We start from the raw sequence: 18,117 nt of genomic DNA on the forward strand, positions 1-18,117 counted from the left end.
AAACCCGCAACTTTGGTTGCGGGTTTTTTTATGGCGAATTGCTTGACGGCAAATGGTTTAGGTCCTAAACTATTGTTGTTAGTTGAGGGGGTCAACCATTTATGGATATGCGCATTAAAGAAGCAGTCGAATTGTTTCAGGAAGTCTTATTTTACGGCACGGAGCGTGTCATCCGTTCAGTGGACAACCCGCTATGGGAAGAGTTTTCCCCTGAGCAGATGCAGTCGCTGAAACTGATCGGCAAGGAAGGGCAAATTACATCGGCGAGGCTTGCGGTGCTGCAAGGTGTACATAAAAGCGCCATCTCGAACCGCACGAAAAAACTATTGCAAAAAGAATTGATCCAAGTCGTCCAGACTGCAGACCGGCGCGAAAAGCTGCTTGAATTGACCGAGGCTGGGAAGTCGGTCCTTGAAGAGTCGGATAAAATCTTGGCGGAGTATTTGGAAAAACTGATGTCGGAACAAGTCGATGACCAGGAAATCAATCAATTCCTGGTGATTTTCAGAAAACTGAGCGCAATCATGAAAACGGATGGAGTGTAAGGGATGCAGACGATATTGAAATTGAGATGGCCGATCATGATCGGGCTCATCGTATTGACGGCGGCCTTGTTTTTATTGGCGCCGAACTTAACGGAACAGGCAGAAGAAGCAGGCTCGTTCCAATTATCCGAACAAGCGGATTCACAGCGTGCAGCTACGATCCTGGAATCGGCTGATGTCTCAGGGCAGACGATTTCGCTGGTGATTGAACTGGAAGCGGAGCTGGATGATGCCAGTGAACAGCAACTAGCAGACATGAGAACGGAAATCGAGGCGCTCGGCGATCCGGTCACCACCGTGCTGAATCCGTTCGAAAGTGAAGAATTGGAAGAACAATTGATCTCGGATGACCGCCGGACGGTCTTGCTGCCGGTATCGGTTGAAGGAAACGATGAGGAAGTGGTGGCGCTCGCCGATGAAATCCGTGAAACGATCGTCCCGGACGATTTGACGGTTTACTTGACGGGAGAAGCGATCATCAACCAAGACGTCAACACGAGTGCACAGGAAGGTTTGAAGAAAACGGAGATCATCACGGTGATCTTGATCTTCGGCTTGCTGCTGGCGGTCTTCAGGTCGTTCATCACACCGATCATACCGCTGGTCGCAGTGGGGCTCAGCTATTTGCTCAGCCAATCGCTCGTGGCGTTTTTCATCGATTGGTTCGGCTTCCCGGTTTCGAATTACACACAGATTTTCCTGGTGGCGATTTTGTTCGGGCTTGGGACCGATTACTGCATCTTGCTGCTGAGCCGTTATAAAGAAGAGCTGACGGAAGGGAAAGGCGTACAGGAAGCGATCCTGAATACGTACCGCACTGCTGGGAAGACCTTGTTCATCAGCGGCTTCTCGGGCTTTATCGCATTTGCGGCAATCGGCTTTGCGGAATTCCCGATTTTCAAATCGGCCGTGGCTGTCGCAGTCGGCATCGCCGTACTGCTCGTGGTGCTGTTCACTGTCATGCCGTTTTTCATGGCAGTATTGAAAGACAAATTATTCTGGCCGAGCAAAGGATCGGCTTCCCATAAAGACAGCAATTTGTGGATCTGGATCGGCAAACTGTCCGTCAACCGGCCGTTATGGTCGATGTTATTGGTCGCGGCGATCACCGTGCCTTTGCTGTTCTCCTATAATAACGACCTGTCATTCAATACCGTAGATGAGATCAGCTCGGATTATGAATCGGTGAAAGGGCTCGATGCCATTGAAGACGCATTCGGCGCGGGCAATACGATGCCTGTGCAAGTCGTCATCAAAGGCGAAGAGGACTTGACCGCGGAAGAGACCGTTCCGTATCTCGACGCTTTGGCACAAGATATGCAAAAAGTGGAAGGCGTCGACATGGTTCGCGCCATTACACGCCCGACCGGTTCGGTCATCGATGAATTCTTTGTCGATCACCAGCTGGGGCTGATCGCAGAGGGGCTTGAAGAGGCGAATGACGGAATTGGCGAAGTCCAGTCCGGCCTCGGGGAAATCGAAACGAACCTGGAAGCGATCAGCGGACAGGCAGGCGGCGCCGGCCTTCGCGAGGCGGCTGCCGGCTTGGCGCAAGTGAACGGCCAGCTCGAGCAGGTTTCAGGCGGCCTCCAGCAGACCGGGAATATTGAACAGACGGTCGGTGCGCTTGCTCAAGTGAATGCGGGGCTTTCAGAAATCGAACAAGGCCTGAACGGCGCTGCCGGGCAGTATGATGAATTGGCGGCTGGCCTCGGAGAGCTCGCACAAGGCGTGGGCGCTTCATCCGAGGGGTTGACAGAAATCAGTGAAGGCTTGACGGAAATCGCCGATACGCTTGCAGGCATCAGCGACAGTGAAGCGGTGCGCGGCACTGGCATCTACCTCCCTGAAGGCACATTGCAAGAAGAAGAGTTCGAACCGCTGCTTGAACAATACGCGTTTGCAGACGGGGAAGGCATGCTGATGGAAATCGTGCTCGAAGAAGATCCGTATTCCCCAGAAGCGATCGACATCGTCACGGATTTGAAAGAAGCGGCGGAAAGAAGCATCAACGGCACGCCACTTGAAGAAGTGGATATCGCATACGGCGGCGTACCGAGCATCAACAGTGACTTGAAGGATATCTCGGAGAGCGACTTTACGCGCACGGTCAGCATCATGCTCGTCAGCTTGTTCGTTGTCTTGGCAGTGCTTCTGCGTTCGTTCATCATGCCGCTGTACATGATTGCTTCGCTCTTATTGACGTATTATAGTTCAATCGCAATCACCGAATTGATCTTTGTCGGCTGGCTTGGTTATGACGGCATTACATGGGCCGTGCCATTCTTCGGCTTCGTCATGCTCGTCTCGCTCGGCATCGACTATTCGATCTTCCTGCTCGACCGTTACCGGGAAGAAGCCTTGACGGCTGCAGATTTCTCGAAAGCGATGCACCGTTCGATGGCGAAAATGGGGACCGTCATCATCACCGCTGCTATCTTGCTTGCGGGAACATTCGGCGCCATGCTGCCATCAGGAGTCCTCAGCCTGATGCAGATTGCAGCGATCGTCATCACAGGCTTGCTGCTTTATGGCTTGATTGTCCTGCCATTGCTAGTTCCGGCTGTTACCGTTTCATTTGCCGGCGGCGCTTGGTGGCCATTCGGATTGAAAAAGAAAAAATAAGTTTTAGGGGCAGCCTTATAATTACCTTGAAATGTCCGGAGAAAAAGAAGTCCTTTTTCTTCGGATATTTTATTTGTATATTCGTGTTCGTCCACTCTCTTCAATTCAGAACATGGGATGGGAATGGAGACGGCGAATAAATGAACGAAGTGGAACTGAGTTCGTTTATTTGCGATGCTTGAGCATAGTGAAAGTTGAGCAACGACATTACGCGTCAGCTGCATGACCCAACATCCTGTGAGCTAGAGCGCGTCCGTCGAAATGGACATCACTCATTTCTTATGGGCAGCCCTTTTTCTATTATTTCGCAAACGGCGAAGCATGGGGTATGCATGTTATAATGAAGTCAGAAATCCAAAGAAGAAATGGGGATGTCCAGTGCTGACATTTGAACAAAAGCTAGAAGTGATCGAAGCGTTTCCGGAACTGACACGAAAAGAAGTGTCGATGAAACGAGTCAACTTCCAATTTGAAGAAAGCCTCTACGATAAGAAAAACGTGGTGTATCATCTTCACCCGAACGGCAACGGCTTTGTTTTTGTCGGTGACTTGCCGCAATACGAAGCGGACAGCCGCGGCTTGGTCAATATCCGCGACTTTTCAGCGAGCCAACTGCGCAGCATCATCGCCGATTCGATCGATTACCTAGGCCAAGAACCGGAACCGCCTTATGATAAGCGATGGACCAATAAAGAAGGCGAAAAACTCGATCTTGTCTACGAAGAGCCTTTCTGGAATATTTACACAGGCAAAAACCTGGAAGAAAGTTTCGGTACCTTCGATGACGCTGAAGATTATTTGCTCGATCAAGGGTTCAACGAGCGGAAATAATGACCATCCGAAAACTGAGAGTTCACGAGGAATTACCGCTTGGCTTATTGCTGGAAGCGGATCCGTCTGAGCAGCTGGTCCGCGACTATTGCGCAGGCGGCCATTGCTTTATCGCCGAACAGCAAGAAACTGTCATAGGCGTATTCGTCTTGATTGCGCTTGATTCGGACGTCGCTGAAATCAAGAACATCGCGCTCGCTGAACCTCAGCGCGGCAAAGGCCTCGGCAAGCAGATGGTGCTTTCAGCATTGGAAGAGGCAAAGAAACTCGGTTTCAGGTCGGTCGAAATTGGTACCGGGAATTCGAGTTTGGCGCAACTGGCCTTGTATCAAAAATGCGGGTTTCGCATGAAGTCGATCGACCGGGATTTTTTCACCCGCCATTACGACGACCCGATTTTTGAAAATGGCTTGCAATGCCGGGATATGGTCCGGCTTGATTATCAGCTGTAAGAAGCGAATGCATTGCTGCATTCGCTTTTTTGCCATTGAATGTCTAAAAGGTGAAGGCAGTTGCGGCGAAAAAGAGGAAAATTCTGACCATTTTCGGTATGCTGAAAAGAAGAGGTGAGGACATGTTCAAGAAAGTGACGCTGTACACAAACCGTTTGGATGAAATGAAAGGGTTCTATGAATATCAGCTTGGGTTCCGGATTGTCGAAGAAGACGAAGAAAGCTTTGCGCTTTCGATCGGAACATCCGTGCTGGAGTTCCGTACATCGGACCGTGCATCTTTTTACCATTATGCGATCAATATTCCAGGCAACCAATTCAGTTTGGCCAAATTCTGGGCGCGTGCGCGCATCGAGTTGAACCGCCAGGAAGGCATGGATGAAATCTATTATGCGAATTTCAATTCCGATGCGTTTTATTTCCAGGATCCCGCGGGTAACATCGTCGAGTTCATCGGCCGGCGCCATGTCGACATCATGGACGACTTTACGATCGACTCACTGCTTGATATCAGCGAAGTCGGTATCGTCACACCGCACGTCAAGGAAGTCGGCGAAGCGCTGGAATCGATGGAGATACCAGTGCGCGGCAATAAAGGCATCGATCCGACAACGTTGAATTTCCTCGGGAAAGATCCTCATTTTCTTGTGCTGGTGCCACCGAAGCGGACGTGGTTCTTCTCCAAGCTGAAAAGTGAAACCTATCCGCTCGCGATCGAACTTTCGGACGGCCGGATGATCGAGATCAACGGGGAAGGCCATATGGGGCAGAAGAAAGCAGATAATCCGGTTTCCGATTTGATGGAATCTGCTGGATTTTCAGGTACTGCCCATATGGCCGGTAACGAAAACTGGTCGCTTGCCAAAGGTTTCGCCAATCGTGTGGACGAACGGCCGATTGCTGTCGACAGCCGGTTCGGCATCGCTTCCGGAAGCAAGATTTTTACAGCCGTGGCCATTTTGCAATTGGTGGAGCAGGGCAAGCTAGAGCTTTCGGCAAAGCTTTCGGGATTGCTGCCGAAAACCTTCCCGAATTTCGACGCCACGGTTCATCAACTGCTGTGCCATACATCGGGCCTTCCTGATTATTTCGATGAAGAAACGATGGGGGATTTCGAACAATTATGGCAGGAAATCCCGATGTATCGGATGCAGACGCCGGCTGATTTTATGCCGTTGTTCCGTGATCTGCCGCCGGTCGAGGAGCCGGGTGCGCGTTTCCGTTATAATAACGCGGGCTATATTGCGCTCGGCTTGATTATCGAGCAAGTAACAGGCGAAGAGTTCGCCGACTACGCCGAGAGGGAAGTGCTGGCGAAAGCGGATATGTCGGAATCGGGTTATTTCCGGTTGGACCGCTTGCCGAAAAACACAGCTTATGGATATATCGATGAAGGAGATTCATGGCGCACGAATCAATACGCCATTCCGATTCGGGGCGGCGCGGACGGCGGCGCATTCGTCACAGCAGGGGATATGGCGAAGTTCTGGAACCGTCTATTGGACGGCACCTTGCTGTCTGAAGCAATGCTGGAGCGCCTGTTGACGGCCCATGCAGAAGAAGAGGGAGATGCATATGGTTACGGCGTATGGATCGACCAGGAAGATGGGAAGGCGGTAAAGTATCATGTGATGGGCTACGACCCGGGCGTGAGCTTCCATTCCGGCTATTACCCTCAGCAAAAAGCGATCGCAACTGTATTGTCAAATGCCGGTGAAGGCGCGTATGATATAGTGAAAGCCATTGAACGCGAGAAAAAACTGAGAGGGTGAGTCGATGGACGGAAAAAAACTGGCCATGAGCGTATTGGTCGGAACGCTCCTTCTGGTCGCAATCATTTTCCTGGTGTTCCAATTGTATTTCATTATGAATTAAAAAAGCTGCCATTGGGCAGCTTTTTTCTTTGTAACTGATGAAATACGGGAGGGAAGTGAGTGGAGAAAGCTTATGCTATTCGACTGCGTTGCAGGAAGCTCGCGGGGTGCGGGTCATGCAGCTGATGCGACAGGAACTGTTTGTTAGAAAGAAGAGATTTGAAAAGCTTCCACTTTTCGACTGCGTTGCAGGGGAGCTGCTTGCCGTGGGGCGGGTGCCCGGCCAACGTGCCAAAAGCGCGGCACGTTTGTCTCGCCAGCCTGCGCGATCCCACAGGCGTCAGCCCCCCTTCCACTCCGTCTCTAGTTTAAGAAGGAAGAGAATTTCTTCTATCCGCTCGACTGAAAATGTGGAAAAGCTTCATGCTTTGTAGCTCATATCATTTGGAACAAGAGAAGGCGATAGCGAGTACTAGTTTCACCACAAGCTTTTTGACTTAAACGCTATAGGACCAGATGCTTCATCGCTAGCCGGCAACTAGTTACAGAAGCAGAACTGACTAAACGTACCCGAATCAATGGAATTTCACAGCCGCCAAGCGTAAGGGGGTGAGCCGACGCAATAAGACAGGCGCTCTTCCTGGCTTATTGCCAAAGGCCAACCCAAAGCCGGGCGGCGACTACCAAGGTGAAGCCCGAATCGAATCCAGAAACACTTCGACACGCAAACCCTAGCTATCTTCACTTCTGTTCTATTCGGGAAGCGATTTCCCCGCTAGCCGGAACTGAATTCAAAAAGAAAGCTATGTAAACTAGCATCATCCAATGAAATCTCTCAGCCGCCCAGCGCTGAGGGTGAGCCGACGCAATAAGACAGGTGCTCTTCCTGGCTTGTTGCCAAAGGCCAACCCAAAGCCGGGCGGCGAATACCAAAGCGCATAAATCAATACGCGGGAAACCCTCGCTATCTCCACATAAAGAACGCGCTACATTGCATGCACTTATTTTTAGACAACAAAAAATGGACTCTTCCGAAGAAGAGCCCATTGAAAGTTTAAAGGTTAATTAAGCTTTTGATACGTTAGTAGCTTGAAGACCGCGTTGGCCTTGCTCGATGTCAAAAGTAACTTCTTGACCTTCGTCAAGAGTTTTGAATCCTTCGCTTTGGATAGCTGAGAAGTGTACGAATACGTCGTCTCCGCCTTCGCGCTCGATGAAGCCGAATCCTTTTTCTGAGTTAAACCATTTTACTTTACCTTGTTCCATGTGTGTTTCCTCCTCGTATGCTAATGCATACATTGTATTACTATCCTTGCTCAAATCCTTCAGATAAAATCTGATACTTAATGAAAAGCCATCGAACAAAAATAATTCTTCCTTAGAATAGCATGGTACTTCTTAGAATGCAAGGATTAAGTTTGGTTGGCTCTTTTCAGTGCCATTCGTTATTGTTAATTGATGAAGGATGGGAGGGGAATCCATGCAGCGGATCATGGTGATAGGTGTATCGGCGGGAGCCGGAAAGTCCACGTTTGCAAAGCGTCTGGGGGAAGTGATGGAGTTGCCGGTGAATCATTTGGATGCGTATTATTGGAAGCCGGGATGGATCGAAACCGATAAAAAAGAATTTCGGCACAAACAGCAGGAGCTGGCGAATGGACCGCGCTGGATCATCGAAGGGAACTATAACAGCACAATCGACATTCGCTTGCCGGCATGCGATGCACTTATCCAATTGCAGCTGCCGCTTTGGCGATGTTTATGGCGTGTGATGAAAAGGCGCATCCAATATCACAAAAAGAAAAGGCCGGATATGGCACCGGGTTGCCCTGAGAAACTGGATGGGGAATTCCTGAAGTTCATCGTGACAACTTATCGCGGACGCCAAATAGCGCAGCGACATTTAATAGAAGGATTTGTTAGGAAGTATCCTGAAAAACAGGTGTATATTCTTCGTAATCAGCAGGAGATCGATGCTTTTCTAATACAAGTCGATAAATAGTTTCAATTTTACAGTCAATTGAAAAAACTTGGAGACGATGGATAGGGAACATGGTATTCTGATAGTACGATAGAGATGAGGGGGGAACGGGCTTTGAAAGACCATCTATATGAAGGCACACTGACCAATGTGCGCTTGCACAAGCAGGTGCCAATGTATATGAAGCGCCTGTACCTGGAGGATTTGGCTGAAATCGAACGGGTTCAGCAAACGGTCATCGACTCGCTGCCAGAGAAAAATACGTTGCAGCCGTTATCGACCGAAGAATTTTTATTTATTTTGAATCATCATGGACTGATGGTCGGTGCATTTGTGGAAGGGGAACTTGTGGCTTTTCGGGCACTGCTCGTCCCGGAAATTGACGCGGAGCATCTCGGGCGCGATATCGGACTCTCGGAAGAGGAACTTGGCGATATGATCTATCAGGAAATTTCGGCTGTCGCTCCCGATTACCGGGGAAATCGCCTTCAGCAGAAGTTGGCCGAAGTGGTCATGAAGGAATTGAAGAAGCTGGAGAAGAAATTCCGCTACGTGGCCTGTACGGTGGCACCGATGAATATTCCAAGCCTGAAAGATAAATTTACGCAGCAGATGCACATCGCTGCGTTAAAAAGGAAGTACGACGGGCTGGAACGCTATATCCTGGTGAAAGATCTCGAGCAGCCGAACGCAGATTACGGAAATCAAATCACGGCACCACTCGATGATCTACAGAAGCAAAAGGACTTGTTAAATGAGGGGTATGTTGGAATCGGTTTTCAGATGGTTAAAGGCTTCCATGCACTGCAATTTGCCAAACCTCTTAGATGAGCGGTAATTTTTAAAAAAGCGTCTCGAATTGTGGAACAATAAAGCGCTTTCCTGTAAAATTATCAGAAATTCACATAAATTCATCTTCAAGAGGAGTTACGATATGAAGTTGCAATTTGCACGAATCCCCGGGATACGCATATTGAAAACGTTCGGTCCAGAGTCTGCGGACATCCAGTCGATTGTCTACAATTCTTCGGCTGCACGGGACGGTTCTGCATTCTTTTGCGTCATCGGGGAGAACACGGATGGACATTTATACATAGAGCCGGCGATCGGAAATGGCGCACGTGCAATCATCGGCTCCAATCAGGAAATTCTGTCGCGGCAAGCAAAGCATCACCCGACTGTCAGTTTTGTGCTCGTGGCGGATGTGCGCAATGCACTCGCGCATACGGCAGATTTCTTTTTCGGATCGCCACAGCAAGAGCTGTTCAAGATCGGCGTGACGGGAACGAATGGCAAGACCACGACCGCTACATACGCCCGCAATTTATTCAACCTGCTCGGCACGCCATGCGGGTTTATCGGTACGACAGGTGTCGAAACGGCTGAAGGTAAAGTGCCTTTTGAGAAAAGCACGCCGACAACGCCGATTGCATCAGACATCCATCAGATTTTCTCCATGCTGGTCGATGCCGGCACGAAGGCAGTCGCCATGGAAGTGTCCTCGACCGCACTGGATCAGCAGCGGGTGGGGGGAATCGTTTTCGATGTAGCCATCCATACAAATCTATCCGAGGAACATCTGGAATACCATAAGACTTTCGAACACTACCGGGAGTCCAAACTGAAATTGTTCGAGCGCGCAAAAGCGGCAGTCGTCAATCTGGATGATCCAGGATTGAGCGAGGGTATCTTAGCAGTGGCCGATTATCCGGTGCTGAGCTATAGCCATGATTCGTCGAGCGGCGCCGACCTCATTTGGGGAAATTACAGCGCGTCTGCACAAGGCATGCGTTTTGAATTGAATTATAGAGGCGATGTCCGGATAATCGAAGCTCCGTTATTCGGCGATTATAATGCCACGAATTTGACGGCAGCGATTGCGGCGGCATTGCATGCAGGGCATTCGATTGACCGGATAATTGAAGTCTTGCCGGAAATGCCTCAAGTGGAAGGGCGCTTCCAAGTGATCAGGGGCCCTGAAGAACGGACGATCATCCTCGATTATGCACACACTCCAGTCGCAATCGATGCGGTATTGACCGAGGCCCGTAAATTGCCTCACCGCCGTTTGATTGCACTCATTGCAGGCATCGGCATCCGGGATTTCGCCAAGATGCCGAAAATGGCGAAAGCGTCTGAAGGAAAAGCGGATGTCTTGGTCGTTACGGTCGACCATCCGGGCTACAACGATCCGGAAGAAGTTGTTTCGGAAGTGATCAAAGGATTCAGTGTGCCTTACATGCAAAAGGTGCTGAAGGCGCCGACGCGTAAACAGGCAGTGGAAAAAGCGCTCGAAGAAAGTGGCCCCGAAGACATCGTCTTATTGTCGAGCGGCTGCATCAATGGCGCGCAAATCATCAAAGGGGAACATATCCTGCATTCGGATGAAGCGATAATCGAAGCGTTCTTCTCGAGCAAAACCGGGGAATTTTAACGGCAAGGGTCGCTTTTTCCGGATGGAATGTGTTTAATAGAAGAGAGGCTAGTTAAAGAATAAGAATTGGAGTGAATGGAATGCAGTATCGTACAGAAAAAGACACGATCGGTGAAATTCAAGTTGAAGCTGACAAAATGTGGGGTGCGCAAACCCAGCGCAGCGTCCAAAACTTTGCCATCGGCACAGAACGTATGCCCCATGAAGTGGTCATGGCATTCGCTCAATTGAAAAAAGCGACAGCCAAAGCGAACCATAAGCTCGGCAAGATGTCCGACGCGAAAATGCGCGCAATCGAAACAGCTGCGAACGAAGTGATCGAAGGCAAATGGAACAACCATTTCCCGCTCGTCGTTTGGCAGACAGGAAGCGGCACGCAGTCCAATATGAACATGAACGAAGTATTGGCGCGCCGCGGCAACGAAATCCTGGCGGAACAGGGATCGGATGAAAAACTTCACCCGAACGATGATGTCAATATGTCCCAAAGCTCGAACGATACATACCCGACGGCAATGCACGTTGCCGGTGTTCTGGCTGTGACGGAGCAATTGATCCCAGCGGTCCAGAAATTGAAAGCGACTTTGGATGAAAAAGCGAAGAAATTCGACGATGTCATTAAAATCGGCCGCACGCACTTGCAGGATGCGACACCGCTTACTTTGGGCCAGGAAATCAGCGGCTGGCGCCATATGCTTGAGAAAAGCGAACGCATGATCAAAGAAAGTGTCGAGCATATGCGTGAACTCGCAATCGGCGGAACGGCAGTCGGTACAGGCATCAACGCAGATCCGAAATTCGGCGGTTACGTTGCGGAATTCATCGCAGAAGCAGTCGGCACGGAATTCACTTCAGCTGAAAATAAATTCCATGCACTGACAAGCCACGATGAAATGGTCTATACGCACGGAGCGGTCAAAGCGCTTGCGGCGGATGCGATGAAGATCGCCAACGACGTGCGCTGGCTCGCGAGCGGGCCGCGCAGCGGCATCGGCGAAATCACGATCCCGGCTAATGAGCCAGGAAGCTCGATCATGCCAGGGAAAGTCAACCCGACACAAAGTGAAGCGTTGACGATGGTATCAGCCCAGGTCATGGGCAACGACGCAGCAATCGGATTTGCGGCGAGCCAAGGAAACTTCGAATTGAACGTCTTCAAGCCGGTCATTGCGTACAATTTCCTGCAATCGGTGCGCCTGTTGACGGATTCGTTGGTTTCTTTCAACGATAACTGCGCAATCGGCATCGAAGCGAATTTGGACGTCATCGAAAGCCACGTGAAGAATTCCTTGATGCTCGTCACATCGCTCAACCCGCATATCGGTTACGAAAAAGCGGCAGCGATTGCGAAGCAAGCACATAATGAAGGAACGACGCTGAAAGAATCAGCGGTCAAGAGCGGCCATTTAACGGCGGAGCAATTCGACGAATGGGTGCGCCCGGAGAATATGGTAGGAAAATGATGCAGGCAGCCGGGATTTTCCCGGCTGTTTTTTTGTGGAACAAGGAGTTTCGCGGCAGGAAATAGAAGTAGAGGAGAACGAGAGTGATGAAATCGCTCCAGGCGGACGCTTTCGGGCCCACAGGATGTGGGGCGTGCAACTGGTGCGACAGGACGTCGCACTGCCAGTTGCCAAGGCAAGATTCATGTCGCGCCGTCGCTATGCGCCGTCACTGCTCCTGCAGGAAGCGAATCGTGCTTGACACGATTCAACGCAGCAGCGCAGCGATGTGGGAGCACATCTTTGCGCTTCACCCCCGTCTACTCTTTCATTAAGACTATTAATAGCAAGACACAAGAAATTACAGAAGAGGTGCAGTATGCAAAAACCATTTATTACTTCATGGAGCGGCGGCAAAGACTCCGCTTTGGCTTTCTTTAGGGCAGTTCAGCAAGGGCACGTGCCGATTGCGTTGTTCACCATGTTTGAAGAAGATGGGGAACGCTCGAAATCCCATGGATTGAAAAAGCAGATCTTGTCAGCCCAAGCGGAACGGATGGGCTTGCCTTTAGTGATCGGCCAAGCCGACTGGGCAGGATATGAAGAGGAATTCATCCGTCATCTGCAGAATTTCAAAGAACAAGGCATCGAAATGGGCGTCTACGGGGATATTGACCTGCAGGACCATCTTGATTGGGTCGAAAAAGTGAGCGGGAAGGTAGGCCTCGACGTCTTGCATCCGCTATGGCAAGAAGCCCGCCGGTCGCTGTTGGAAGAGCTGGTAGAAGAAGAGTTCAAAGCCGTCGTTACAGTGGTTGACACTGCACGTGTCGGAGAGGAATTTCTCGGTCGCGTTTTCACCCGCGAGCTGATCGAAGAGCTGGAGTCACTCGGCATCGATGCCTGCGGAGAGGAAGGGGAATTCCACACCACATTGGTGGATGGCCCAATTTTTGTTGAACCGCTGCCTGTAGAGTTCGGCGAGATTATTCGTAACGGACAGTATTCGATGCTTGAGGTGAAACTTCAAACAGGGGAGTGATGGAATGTGATCCAGATCATCAGTGTAGAAGAAAAGCACATCCGCCAAATGTCTGCGTTGCTTTCAAAGCGCCAGGCAAGGGAGCGGAAGATTTTCCCGTACCTGCCGGATAAGTTCGAGGAAATCGACGAGACGGAGATGGTCATCCGTAAATTACTCGAGCGCCCATATGCCAGCGGAGTGGTCGCTGTCCGCGGCATTGATGTAATCGGATACCTCATTTACGAATTCAAGGAGGAGGCGCATCGCGGCCGCTATGTGTGGATGGATTATGAATCGATCGCCATCAGCGAGCATGAGCATCCTCGCTTATTGCGCTTACTATATGCGGATGCCGGAGCGGAATGGGTCAAGCATGGCTATTTCCACCATGTGCTGATGGCGCCGCTCGGAGATGAAATGGTGTTTGAGCAATGGCTCGATCAAGGGTTTGCCTTCGAGCAGAAGTATGCAATCCTGTCACTGGATGATTACGAACCGAAAAACGGATCGCTGCCCGAACTCGAATTCCGCCGCGGTACCAAGGCGGATGCACCGCTCCTGAAGAAAATGGCGGTATGGAACAGCATTCACCAAGCCGCAGCGCCCTCTTGGCATCCGATTACAAGGGAAACCATGGAGAATGTCCAGAAAAGCTATGTGGCATTGACAGAAGACGAAGAAGCCTATCTATGGCTCGCCAACCAAGGCGAACAGCCCGCCGGCTTCCATGTATATTTCCGGAAGGAAGACCCTTTCAGTTTGGTGACGCCTGAAAATTGCGTAGAACTGCCCGCAGCTTCGACCAATCCGGACATGAGGGGCAGCGGCATCGGCCGCGCACTCGCCAACCACTGCTTTGGCGAATTGAAGAAAGAGGGCTATGATTATATTTTTGCCGATTGGCATACGCCGAATCAACTGGCTTCCTACTTCTGGCCGCGTATGGGTTTCCAGCCCGTCATGGTCCGGATGTCACGCCAGATCGACCCGCGCATTTCATGGGCGCACGGTCAAGACTGATGAAGACGCACTTTGCTTGCCGAAGAAAACTAGCTTCGTTATACTCGTAGGCGTGCTGGAAATGACGACATTTCCCGGGCCTCTTACAGAAAAACTACATTTCTTTGTAGTTTTTTCTTTTTTTGTGGTTAAAACAAGGGAGCCGAAGGGAAGGAAAGAAAGGGATTAACTAATTTGAGGGGGATTCGATGAAAGAGAAAGGCTTGATCGATTACCGGATTTTTCTTCCGGCTTTGATCATCATCATCGCAATCAGCGTTCCGCTCGCGCTTTATGAAAGCCGTTCACTGGAATTGCTGAATGGGATTTTTACGACGATTGTTGAAGTATTCAGCTGGGGGTATCTCTGGTACGGCATCGTCCTGGTCGGGGCGGCGCTGTATTTTTCCTATTCCAAATACGGCGATATCGTTCTCGGCGACCCGGCAGAAAAGCCGCGTTTGACTTTGTTCGAGTATGCATCCATTTTGATCGCCATGGGGCTCGGTTCGACAATCATGCGTACCGGCATGCTGCAATGGACATCCGTTGCGAACAACCCGCCCGCAGGAATGGACGCGGGGTCGCCGGAATCGATTTTAATGGGCAACGCCTACAGCATGTTCTTGTGGGGCTTCCAGGTATTCGCGATTTTCGTCATGATCGCGCCGGCGATGGCTTATACGCTGCATGTCAAGAAAAAGCCAATGATGCGCATGTCCGAAGCGGCTCGCCCGGTTTTTGGCGATAAGCTGACGGATGGATGGGCAGGGCGCCTGCTCGACATCCTGTTCTTGCTCAGCATCATGACAGGGGCTGCCGTAACGCTTGGCTTGGGAGCGCCGATCATCACGTATAATATTTCCGCTTTGATGAACATTGACGTAACGTTCGGGTTGACGCTCATCGTCACGATTGTCTGGGTCGCGCTGTTTTCTGTCAGTGCCTATCTCGGTGTGGAAAAAGGCATCAAACGGCTCAGTACTTTCAATATCTATTTAGCTGGCGCCTTTACAGTGTTTATTCTATTGGCAGGGCCTGGTGTCTTTATCCTGAATTATTTCTCGGACAGCGTTGCATCGCTGTTCACTAATTACTTGAGTTTTTCATTCAATACAGATTCGGTCTACCAAGGTGCGGCGTCGCATGTGCAAAGCAATACGGTGTTCTGGTTTGCTTACAGCGCCACATGGGCGATGCTGCATTCGGTCTTTGCGGCGCGTATTTCCAGAGGGCGCACCATCCGCGAAATGATCATGACCTATCTATTGGCGCCGACGCTGTTATCATGGATTGCGACAGGTGTTCTTGGCGGGCTCGGCGTCCACCGTTATTTGACAGGGGAGCTGCCGATTTTGGATATGGTGAAAGAAGACCGGATGGCCGTCATTCCCGAGATTCTTTCGACCTTGCCGCTTGGCGGGCTTGCGATTGTCATCTTCATCATCGTTGCGCTCATCTTCCTGACGACCACGCTCGATTCGACGACTTACACGATTGCTGCCTATACGAGCACACTTGATATGAGCAAGAATGAACCGCCGAAAATCTTGCGCATCCTGGTTGCCGGGATCATTGCCGTCATCTCACTGGTGCTCATGAGAATCGGCGGCTTGGCGCCGCTCGAAGTGGTGTCCGGCTTGATGGGCTTGCCGATCATTTTCATCACTTTCCTGATGATTTATTCGGCGAAGAAAATGATGGACCAGGACCGTGCGTGGCTCACGAATGTAAGGGACAAGGAAACGCCTTTGAAACGGTCAAAACAGAAAACGAAAAGTGAATAATGAATTGAATAATTGGATATACCCAGCTTCTACCGTTACAGGAAAGCTGGGTATTTTAATGCAAGCACCCAAATAGGCCAAGGAAATTCTGGACAAATTCGATTTTAGCGTGGAAGATAAAGGTATCGCCATCGATTTCGCAGGCGCCCATATCCGGGACGATTCCGGGGTAGGGGCCATCGACCGTGCCGTCTTGAAGTTTTGTGAAAACGCCAACCAAGTGGCCGTCATCGTCTTGGATGCCGGAATTGGGATACGGGACAGTCAGACGGCCATCTTCAAGTGCGCGCACGCCAAATTACCGACTCATTAAAGGGGAGTGTTGAGAAGTGTATAAGAAAATCCTACTCGCTGCGGATGGTTCCGACCATTCACTCCGAGCGGCTAAAGAAGCCATGAAAATAGCAAAGGGATCCGATGAATCACAGATCACAATCGTTTTCGTGGCGGATCACGACAACGCGAAAAACGAAGTGCTTCACAGCGGCAGTTCCGCGGAGCTGGATTTCCAGCGCCGCAAGAAATTGCAGCCTGTCGAAGAAGCAATCGCATCGGAGAACCTTAAATACCGTGTGGAGATCCTTCACGGGACGCCTGGCCCGACGATTGTCGATTTTGCCAATAAAGAAGTATTCGACATGCTCGTGATCGGCAGCCGCGGCTTGAATTCCCTTCAGGAAATGGTGCTCGGCAGCGTCAGCCATAAAGTGGTCAAGCGTGCGAACTGTCCGGTACTGATCGTGAAATAAAAAAGGGCTCCCAGGTGGAGCCCTTTTTGCTGCAGCAGGCAAGGGGAGAACAAGGTGAAACATACTGCGCCGATACATACGCCATTTTATTACGGTTGGGGCATCGTCGCGATTTCGGCGTTGTCGTATTTCTTTTCGGGACCCGGCCAAACCTTTTCCAATGCCATTTTCATCGATTATTATATTGAAGAGTTCGGATGGAGCCGCTCGACGGTGTCAGGGATTTATTCTGCGGCTACATTGCTCGCAGGCTTCCTGATCTTTATGGTCGGCATGCTATTCGATAGCCAGGGAGCACGCAAGATGGCGGTCATCATTTCCAGCTTGCTGGGGCTCGCCTGTTTGTTTAACGGGTTGATCGCCAATACTTTCATGCTGTTTATCGGCTTCTTTTTCATTCGCCTGCTCGGGCAAGGATCGATGTCACTCACGCCAAAGTCACTCGTGCCGCAATGGTTCATCGCTAAAAGGGGGCGCGCGCTCAGCCTCGCAGCACTCGGGGCGATGGTCGGCTCTGCCGTCTTTCCATTGCTCAATGTATGGCTGATCGAAACCTTCGATTGGCGCATTGCGTGGATGCTGCTCGGCGCGTCCGTGTTGGTTATTTTTACGCCGCTCGCGTTTTTGCTGATCCGCAACAGGCCGGAAGATATCGGCTTGCGTCCTGACGGGGAAGTGATTCCTGAAGGGGAAACCGCAGAGAAGAGCTTATCGGCAGATATTAGCTGGACCGTGAAAGAAGCGCAGAAAACCCGCGCCTTTTGGCTGCTGCTGTTTTGCGTCGCCACGCCAGCCTTGGTGAACACGGGAATCACGTTCCATTTAGTATCGATTTTTTCACAGCAATCGCTGACGCCTGAAGCAGCAGCGACCGTGCTCAGCTTGATGGCGGTCGTTGGATTCCCGGTAACGTTTTTAGCCGGCTATTTGCTGGATAAAATTGAAGTGCGCTGGATGCTGGTCGCTTTGTTTGCCGGAGAGATCATTTTCATTTTGCTGCTCCAGCAAGCAACCTTTCTGTCGTTGGCAATCCTGTTTGGCGTCGTATGGGGAGTCGTGTCAGGGATTGAGCGGGTCACGTTGAGCATTGTCTGGCCCAATTATTACGGCCGCCAGTATATCGGCAGCATCAGCGGCATCGCCATGGCGATCATGGTCATCGGCTCTGCCTTAGGCCCCTTGCCGTTCGGCTTGTTTTACGATTTCCTTGGCGGCTACGATGAAGCATTAAGCTTCCTGCTCATCATCCCGGCTTTAGCAATCGTCGCTTCCATCTTGGCGAAACCGCCTGTGAAAGAAGAGTTGAAAACCGGGCAATAGAAAAAGAGGGTTGAAGAAGTCTACAATCCGCTATGAATGAAAAAGGAAATCACCATTTCTACATTCAAAAATCAATGACTTAGCTATGTATTTGGAGAAGCGTTTGCTCGACTC

The 18,117-nt window shown here is 50.6% G+C and carries 16 protein-coding genes; 15 read left to right on the forward strand and 1 reads right to left on the reverse strand.

Going from position 1 to position 18,117, the window contains the following annotated elements; genetic code table 11:
* Positions 1-101: 101 nt before the first annotated feature.
* The 5 genes from DP119_RS09400 to DP119_RS09420 all read left to right on the forward strand — a co-directional run bounded on the left by DP119_RS09400 (position 102) and on the right by DP119_RS09420 (position 6,225).
* Entirely contained in the window at positions 102-545 is a 444-nt protein-coding gene (locus DP119_RS09400) for a MarR family winged helix-turn-helix transcriptional regulator (RefSeq protein ID WP_112232946.1), read from the forward strand.
* Positions 546-548: 3 nt separating this feature from the next.
* Positions 549-3,170: an MMPL family transporter gene (locus tag DP119_RS09405; RefSeq protein WP_112232947.1), complete on the forward strand. Its 2,622-nt coding sequence runs from the start codon at positions 549-551 to the stop codon at positions 3,168-3,170.
* 378 nt (positions 3,171-3,548) lie between these two features.
* Positions 3,549-4,001 (forward strand): hypothetical protein, encoded by a 453-nt coding sequence (locus DP119_RS09410; protein ID WP_112232948.1) that lies wholly within the window; start codon positions 3,549-3,551, stop codon positions 3,999-4,001.
* Complete coding sequence (locus DP119_RS09415) at positions 4,001-4,453, forward strand: GNAT family N-acetyltransferase (protein ID WP_112232949.1); 453 nt, start codon at positions 4,001-4,003, stop codon at positions 4,451-4,453. The genes DP119_RS09410 and DP119_RS09415 overlap by 1 nt, the downstream gene beginning before the upstream one ends.
* 122 nt (positions 4,454-4,575) lie before the next feature.
* Positions 4,576-6,225: a serine hydrolase gene (locus tag DP119_RS09420; RefSeq protein ID WP_112232950.1), complete on the forward strand. Its 1,650-nt coding sequence runs from the start codon at positions 4,576-4,578 to the stop codon at positions 6,223-6,225.
* Between the two features lie 1,107 nt (positions 6,226-7,332).
* On the opposite strand, the gene DP119_RS09430 is transcribed toward DP119_RS09420, so the two are convergent.
* Entirely contained in the window at positions 7,333-7,533 is a 201-nt protein-coding gene (locus DP119_RS09430) for a cold-shock protein (RefSeq protein WP_058381906.1), read from the reverse strand.
* Between the two features lie 214 nt (positions 7,534-7,747).
* Between DP119_RS09430 and DP119_RS09435 the strand changes: the two genes are divergently transcribed.
* From DP119_RS09435 to DP119_RS09480, 10 genes are all read left to right on the forward strand, one after another.
* Positions 7,748-8,269, forward strand: coding sequence for a P-loop NTPase family protein (locus DP119_RS09435; protein WP_112232952.1), 522 nt, complete (start codon positions 7,748-7,750; stop codon positions 8,267-8,269).
* A gap of 153 nt (positions 8,270-8,422) precedes the next feature.
* Positions 8,423-9,079, forward strand: coding sequence for a hypothetical protein (locus DP119_RS09440; protein ID WP_112233083.1), 657 nt, complete (start codon positions 8,423-8,425; stop codon positions 9,077-9,079).
* A gap of 103 nt (positions 9,080-9,182) precedes the next feature.
* Positions 9,183-10,682: a UDP-N-acetylmuramoyl-L-alanyl-D-glutamate--2,6-diaminopimelate ligase gene (locus tag DP119_RS09445; protein ID WP_112232953.1), complete on the forward strand. Its 1,500-nt coding sequence runs from the start codon at positions 9,183-9,185 to the stop codon at positions 10,680-10,682.
* 80 nt (positions 10,683-10,762) lie between these two features.
* Positions 10,763-12,145, forward strand: coding sequence for a class II fumarate hydratase (fumC, locus tag DP119_RS09450; protein WP_112232954.1), 1,383 nt, complete (start codon positions 10,763-10,765; stop codon positions 12,143-12,145).
* A gap of 358 nt (positions 12,146-12,503) precedes the next feature.
* A complete protein-coding gene (locus DP119_RS09455) occupies positions 12,504-13,166 on the forward strand; it encodes a Dph6-related ATP pyrophosphatase (protein ID WP_112232955.1) in 663 nt (220 codons plus the stop codon).
* 6 nt (positions 13,167-13,172) lie between these two features.
* Complete coding sequence (locus DP119_RS09460) at positions 13,173-14,168, forward strand: GNAT family N-acetyltransferase (RefSeq protein ID WP_112232956.1); 996 nt, start codon at positions 13,173-13,175, stop codon at positions 14,166-14,168.
* A gap of 188 nt (positions 14,169-14,356) precedes the next feature.
* Positions 14,357-15,934, forward strand: coding sequence for a BCCT family transporter (locus DP119_RS09465; protein ID WP_112232957.1), 1,578 nt, complete (start codon positions 14,357-14,359; stop codon positions 15,932-15,934).
* A 109-nt stretch (positions 15,935-16,043) separates the two neighbouring features.
* Positions 16,044-16,247, forward strand: a complete 204-nt coding sequence (locus DP119_RS15770) for a hypothetical protein (protein ID WP_146747867.1) — start codon at positions 16,044-16,046, stop codon at positions 16,245-16,247.
* A gap of 16 nt (positions 16,248-16,263) precedes the next feature.
* Entirely contained in the window at positions 16,264-16,683 is a 420-nt protein-coding gene (locus tag DP119_RS09475; RefSeq protein WP_112232959.1) for a universal stress protein, read from the forward strand.
* A gap of 54 nt (positions 16,684-16,737) precedes the next feature.
* Complete coding sequence (locus DP119_RS09480) at positions 16,738-18,003, forward strand: MFS transporter (protein ID WP_112232960.1); 1,266 nt, start codon at positions 16,738-16,740, stop codon at positions 18,001-18,003.
* Positions 18,004-18,117: the final 114 nt, after the last annotated feature.

This window comes from Planococcus maitriensis, assembly GCF_003289925.1.
Classification (GTDB): Bacteria; Bacillota; Bacilli; order Bacillales_A; family Planococcaceae; genus Planococcus; species Planococcus maitriensis.

Bases quoted from the DNA above. Each gene is read 5' to 3' on its own strand.
- DP119_RS09415 (WP_112232949.1), top strand. From the start codon at position 4,001: ATGACCATCCGAAAACTGAGAGTTCACGAGGAATTACCGCTTGGCTTA.
- DP119_RS09440 (WP_112233083.1), top strand. From the start codon at position 8,423: ATGTATATGAAGCGCCTGTACCTGGAGGATTTGGCTGAAATCGAACGG.
- DP119_RS09420 (WP_112232950.1), top strand. From the start codon at position 4,576: ATGTTCAAGAAAGTGACGCTGTACACAAACCGTTTGGATGAAATGAAA.
- DP119_RS09405 (WP_112232947.1), top strand. From the start codon at position 549: ATGCAGACGATATTGAAATTGAGATGGCCGATCATGATCGGGCTCATC.
- DP119_RS09445 (WP_112232953.1), top strand. From the start codon at position 9,183: ATGAAGTTGCAATTTGCACGAATCCCCGGGATACGCATATTGAAAACG.
- DP119_RS09435 (WP_112232952.1), top strand. From the start codon at position 7,748: ATGCAGCGGATCATGGTGATAGGTGTATCGGCGGGAGCCGGAAAGTCC.
- DP119_RS09400 (WP_112232946.1), top strand. From the start codon at position 102: ATGGATATGCGCATTAAAGAAGCAGTCGAATTGTTTCAGGAAGTCTTA.
- DP119_RS09430 (WP_058381906.1), bottom strand. From the start codon at position 7,533: ATGGAACAAGGTAAAGTAAAATGGTTTAACTCAGAAAAAGGATTCGGC.
- fumC (WP_112232954.1), top strand. From the start codon at position 10,763: ATGCAGTATCGTACAGAAAAAGACACGATCGGTGAAATTCAAGTTGAA.
- DP119_RS09455 (WP_112232955.1), top strand. From the start codon at position 12,504: ATGCAAAAACCATTTATTACTTCATGGAGCGGCGGCAAAGACTCCGCT.
- DP119_RS09465 (WP_112232957.1), top strand. From the start codon at position 14,357: ATGAAAGAGAAAGGCTTGATCGATTACCGGATTTTTCTTCCGGCTTTG.